Origin of the sequence: Chitinimonas sp. BJB300, assembly GCF_002735695.1 — a bacterium.
Lineage (GTDB): Bacteria > Pseudomonadota > Gammaproteobacteria > Burkholderiales > Chitinimonadaceae > Chitinimonas.
The window spans coordinates 1-4,997 of the sequence record NZ_PDZH01000196.1 but is presented as its reverse complement, the minus strand read 5'-3'; the positions used below and the strand labels follow the sequence as shown (position 1 = coordinate 4,997).

6 protein-coding genes and 2 pseudogenes are annotated in these 4,997 nt (G+C 55.0%); 6 read left to right on the top strand and 2 right to left on the bottom strand.

All coding sequences use genetic code 11. The annotated features are described in order from the left end of the window. The 4 genes and pseudogenes from CSQ89_RS22640 to CSQ89_RS23360 all read left to right on the top strand — a co-directional run. Positions 1–863, top strand: an 863-nt coding sequence (locus tag CSQ89_RS22640) for a hypothetical protein (protein ID WP_308418187.1), incomplete at its 5' end; no start/stop codon positions are given. Next, positions 856–1,863, top strand: coding sequence for a site-specific tyrosine recombinase XerC (xerC, locus tag CSQ89_RS19870; RefSeq protein ID WP_099407760.1), 1,008 nt, complete (start codon positions 856–858; stop codon positions 1,861–1,863). The genes CSQ89_RS22640 and xerC, both read left to right, overlap by 8 nt. Before the next feature lie 196 nt (positions 1,864–2,059). Then, positions 2,060–2,194: pseudogene (locus CSQ89_RS23940) on the top strand (RHS repeat-associated core domain-containing protein); the annotation flags it as partial. 37 nt (positions 2,195–2,231) lie between these two features. Further along, positions 2,232–2,375: a hypothetical protein gene (locus CSQ89_RS23360; RefSeq protein ID WP_233203353.1), complete on the top strand. Its 144-nt coding sequence runs from the start codon at positions 2,232–2,234 to the stop codon at positions 2,373–2,375. A gap of 699 nt (positions 2,376–3,074) precedes the next feature. Here CSQ89_RS23360 and CSQ89_RS19855 read toward each other — a convergent pair. Then, complete coding sequence (locus tag CSQ89_RS19855; protein ID WP_099407758.1) at positions 3,075–3,290, bottom strand: hypothetical protein; 216 nt, start codon at positions 3,288–3,290, stop codon at positions 3,075–3,077. Between the two features lie 128 nt (positions 3,291–3,418). On the opposite strand from CSQ89_RS19855, the pseudogene CSQ89_RS23935 reads away from it, so the two are divergent. Then, positions 3,419–3,997 (top strand): annotated as a pseudogene (locus CSQ89_RS23935) (RHS repeat-associated core domain-containing protein); the annotation flags it as partial. Next, a complete protein-coding gene (locus CSQ89_RS19845; protein ID WP_099407757.1) occupies positions 3,997–4,272 on the top strand; it encodes a hypothetical protein in 276 nt (91 codons plus the stop codon). The pseudogene CSQ89_RS23935 and the gene CSQ89_RS19845, both read left to right, overlap by 1 nt. A 387-nt stretch (positions 4,273–4,659) precedes the next feature. Here CSQ89_RS19845 and CSQ89_RS22635 read toward each other — a convergent pair. Beyond that, on the bottom strand, positions 4,660–4,997 hold a 338-nt coding region (locus tag CSQ89_RS22635), incomplete at its 5' end, for a hypothetical protein (protein ID WP_158229063.1).

The following is a 4,997-nucleotide window of genomic DNA, read 5'->3' as shown; positions in this document are numbered from 1 at the left end:
GCCTGGAAGCGAAGCAGACCAAAGCGCGCGTCCTGGCCTTGCATCAGGATGCCCAGCGCTTGTTACGGCCGCTGGCGGTGGTGAATCCCTACGCGGATCGGCTGACCTTCCTGGCGGACAAGACCCGTACCCGTCGGGATCATGAAAAGTATCTCACCCTGATCGACACGATAGCCCTGCTGCACCAGTACCAACGGCCAATCCGAAGCTTGAATGGGCTGGACTATGTCGAAGTCACCCCCGACGACATTGCGGCAGCCAATCGGCTCGCCCATGACGTATTGGGCCGCAGCCTGGACGAGCTGCCGCCCCAGACACGCCGGCTGCTGTGGCTGCTTCGGGACATGGTGGCGCACGACACGGTGTCCATGGCCATGCACCAGACGGACTACCGCTTTAGCCGCAAGCAGGTACGCGATTACACCGGCTGGGGTGATACGCAACTGCGCTTGCACCTGGACCGGCTCACAGCCCTGGAATACCTGCTGGTGCATCGTGGTGGTCGAGGGCAGTCCTTCGTCTATGAACTGCTGTACGACGCCCCCAGGACGGCCCAGGCAAACGGTGGCAGTCAACCACACTTGAGCGGGTTGATTGACGCGGATGCCCTCAGCAATACGACTTCGACCGGCAGTTCGCGGGGGGAGTCCCCCCGGAACGCGGGGGCAATGCGGGCCCAAAACGGCCCACTCGCGGCGGTCTGCCGACCTGCCGGATTAGCCGCAATGCCTGTCATGACGGGTGTTGGGGAAGATAGCGTCCCTGTGTTAGCGGAAATACACAGTACTGACGCTGTTAGCTTGGTCAGGTCATATCCCCAATCGCGCCTGGAACACCCTGTAGCGGGAGAAGCCCATGCGTAAGCAACGTGTGCTACGTCGGAAGCCACGCACACCCGCCAAGGCGACCCCTCAAGCCGCAGTCGATACCCCGTTACGGCGTTACCTGACTGCCTTCCTGAGCTGGTCCGAAGCCCGCTACAGCGCCGCGACGGTGCAGAAGCGCAAGGTGTCACTGGAGGGCTTCCTGGCTTGGTGCGCGGAACGTGATATTGCGCAGCTGCACGACCTGAGCCGCGACCTGCTGGAACGCTACCAGCGGCACCTATACGACTATCGCAAGACGGATGGGCAACCGCTGACCATTGGCACGCAACTAGGCCTGCTCCACTCGCTGCAAGCCTTCTGCAAATGGCTCACCCGTCAACGTTATATCCTGTACAACCCGGCGGCAGAGCTGGAACTACCCAAGGCACCGCGTCGCCTGCCGCATGCCGTTCTCAGCCGGGAAGAAGTGGAAAGTGTGCTGAACCAGCCGGACCTAACGACCTTGATGGGCTTACGTAATCGGACCATCTTGGAAACGCTGTATGCAAGCGGTGTGCGTAAAAGCGAGCTGGTGCAGCTTACCCTGCATGACCTCGACCTGCCGCACGGTACATTACGAATACGCCAGGGCAAGGGCAACAAGGATCGGATCGTTCCAATTGGGGAACGGGCCTGTGCTTGGTTGACCAAGTATCTGGACGATGTTCGGCCCGCGTTGGTGGTGGGTGCGGATGACGGTCAGCTGTTCCTGACGGATTACGGTGAAATGTTCAGTAACAACCGGCTCAATGACATGGTGCGCAAATACCTGAACCATGCCGGCATTGACCGCCCGGGGGCTTGCCACATGTTCCGGCATGCCTGCGCCACACACATGCTGGATAACGGGGCGGACCTGCGCGCCCTGCAATTGATCCTGGGTCATGCCCAAATCACCACGACGGAAATCTATACGCATGTGAGCATTGGCCGGCTCAAGGCCGTCCATGCCGCCACCCACCCCGCAGCGCATTTGCGACTAGGGTCAGCTGAGTAATCGACTGATCTCGCCCAAGCACCTCTTCTAGATACACTTCCCCGCGCGGCTCCGGAAATACACCTCCGGGGCCGCGTTGCGTTTGCTGAAAACCTGCATCTAGGGAAAAATCTCCGTCCTAAACATAGGCGTCTTGAGCGAATGGGGTTGTAAACTGCGGAGGTACTAGAGGAAACGGGCTTTTAGCGGGGAAGCGGCATCAGGGAAGGAGGTTTACAATTACTTCCGGGATTACGATCCGAAAACGGGTTACATCCAGGCAGACCCAATAGGCTTAGCCGGTGGCATCAACCCTTACCGATACGCCAATCAGAATCCGCTGAGCTACATTGATCCGACTGGTGAAGTAGGACTCCCTGGCGCTATCTATGGCGGGATCGCTGGTGGGATTGGTGGATATATTTCCGGTGGCTGGAAAGGTGTTTTGTACGGTGCTGGAGCTGGTGCAGCAGTTGGCTTCCTTAATCCAGCGGCATCACATTGGGCCGGAGGTGCTGCAGGCGCAGCAGTAGCAAGCTTAGCTGGTCAGTGGGCGGGCAATGTCGTTAATGATAAGAATCCCAGTGACCCATGCAATTATGATTTCACTGCTGCTGCAGGAGCTGCGGTGGGTGGAGCAATAGGTGGGCCGCTTAATCATGTGATTGGCCGTGTTGGCCCCCAAATTCGCCTTTCCGAAATTGGTAGAGAAGTCGGTAGTCAGTCTGTGAGCAGAGTTCCCGCAAATACGTTGGGTGCAATTGCCGAGGGTGTAGTAGTCGGTGGGGGCGAACTTGCCGGGACAGGTCGTTGTGGTTGCAGCCGCTAAGTGGTAAAGGACGTATTAATGATGTGGCTTCACTTGTTTGTGTATTTGATAGTTTGGACTATTACGCTAATCGGGGTCCTAGAAGCCTATGCTTGGCTCCTTCGCCTTGTGGCTCGATTACCTCGTCCATTGCCATTGGTATTGGGGCTTTTGTTGTATGTAACTGTTGCTTGTATCTGTGCGCTAGTCTTCTACGTGCCAGAGTTTGTTTTAGGTCCGCGCGAGTCCAGCGAGCTAGCTAGGGAGATGTGGATGGGCGGATATTTGGTCTCTGCATTTCTAGCAATTCTAGTCTTTAGGCATCGACATCTTGATGCATTGAAAAAGCTGGGGTACTACCAGCCCAGAACGCCACGATAGCTTGAAGTGCAAATAAGCCGGTGCCTAAGCAATCCCACCGGCTTTATTCATTGGTGAACAGGTCAAGCAGCCAATCATGCCAAAGCTCGAAGCCATCATCACAGCGCACCCAATCCGCCTCCCCGTCTAGAGGCTCGCACTCGTCCCGGTCGGTCCACCAGTCAGGCGGACCGGATTCGGCGCAGTGGCCGAAATAACCCGTATCAAAGGGTGGCGGTGCGTCTAAACCGGGGTCTTCTGAGGCTCTGGAAATGCGCATTCGGGACCACGACTTTGCTGAAAACCTGCATCTAGGGAAAAATCTCCGTCCTAAACATAGGCGTCTTGAGCGAATGGGGTTGTAAACTGCGGAGGTACTAGAGGAAACGGGCTTTTAGCGGGGAAGCGGCATCAGGGAAGGAGGTTTACAATTACTTCCGGGATTACGATCCGAAGCGTGGTCGCTACTTGCAGAGCGATCCAATAGGATTGGCGGGCGGGATCAACACCTACACCTATGTCAACGGGAATCCGCTGAGCTACATAGACCCACTTGGTCTAGCAGGTACTAGTGGAGGAGTTTGGGCACAAGGAACAGTGCCCCGTTCGGTTCGTACTCATAACGAGTGGGTTGCGGGTGACCGTCAAATGCGTCAAGAATTTGGACGTGTTCTGGGTGATCCAGATGCAGAGATTCCAATCGTACCCAATACCTCAAGTAATGGACGGTGCCAAATGACTTGTCCAAGTAATAGTTCAGCTTCCGGAAGCTGCACGAAAGGTGCAGCGACAAATGTCGGTACAAATTTCCCTACCGTTAATCCTGTAACAGGTGAAAATTGCTGGATGGTATGTCGCGGTGGACCCGAAGCCCGGGCCCCGGATGCCTTTAGCTCAAAAGAAACAAGGGAAGGTCATCCAGGCCAACGTAATGCGTCAAATGGTGATTGGCGAAGAATGTTTGATCTATTACGTAAAAGGTTCTGATGATGTCGTTAGGTTTTTGGAACAACGCTAAAGCAGCCTCCGGCTTTATCTTTCTAGTCGGCTTATGTATTTTATTTGCTCTCCCTGCTGTTTATGGGATGAAAGATATTTCTACCCTTATTTGCGTAATAGCCGGTGGCGCTTATGCATTAAGCAGATTTATGGTGCATAAGATTGGGGATCGTGAAGATATTCAAGCGGTAAGGAATGAAGTGCAAGCCAAGGAAAGCCTACCTGATGATCTTCATACAGACTCTGCATATCATGATGATTAATTAGTCTTAGCTCTCACTCCACTTACAAACTATTGCCGGCTCGGAAGTATCCGAACCGGCTTTGTTCTACTAACGATCAAACAAACCAATAACATCGAAACTAAAAGCCGTCGTCGCGGTGCACACAGTGACTCACAGAACGCCAACGGTTTGCTTAAAACTCGCCGATTGCACGGCAAAGCCGCGCTAGCAAAACGCACTTTGGCGGCGTCTTCGACGCCCCCAAAAAGGCCCCTAAAAACCCCTTAGTTGTGTGCCCTTAACTCGTGTCAAAATCACCCCCACACCACACGCACCACTTTGTGGTTCCTAACTCTTTGAATTAAAAAGAATACTGGTGTTAACAGTTGTTATCAGTGATAACGTTTTGACTTTAAGCGCCTGATTCTAAAGGGTGATTTCTGTTAACAGTGTTAACACCCCGGCTGCCTTCCAATGCGTCCCATCCAGAGCCCGAAAAAAGGTCTCGTGCAGCACGCGGACGGGTACGGCGCGACCCATCAGTAGCGCACTAATCCAGATGACACACTCGCGCCCGGCGACGCCGCCGCCCGCCGCTTCATCGTCTGGTGTGACGAGCGTGGCATTGCGCAACCGACCGATATCACCAAGCCGGTGCTGGAACGTTACCAACGGCATTTGTTCTACTACCGCAAGCCGGACGGGGCACCGCTGACGCTGGGCAGCCAACACGGTGCGCTGGCCCCACTCAAGACATGGTTCAA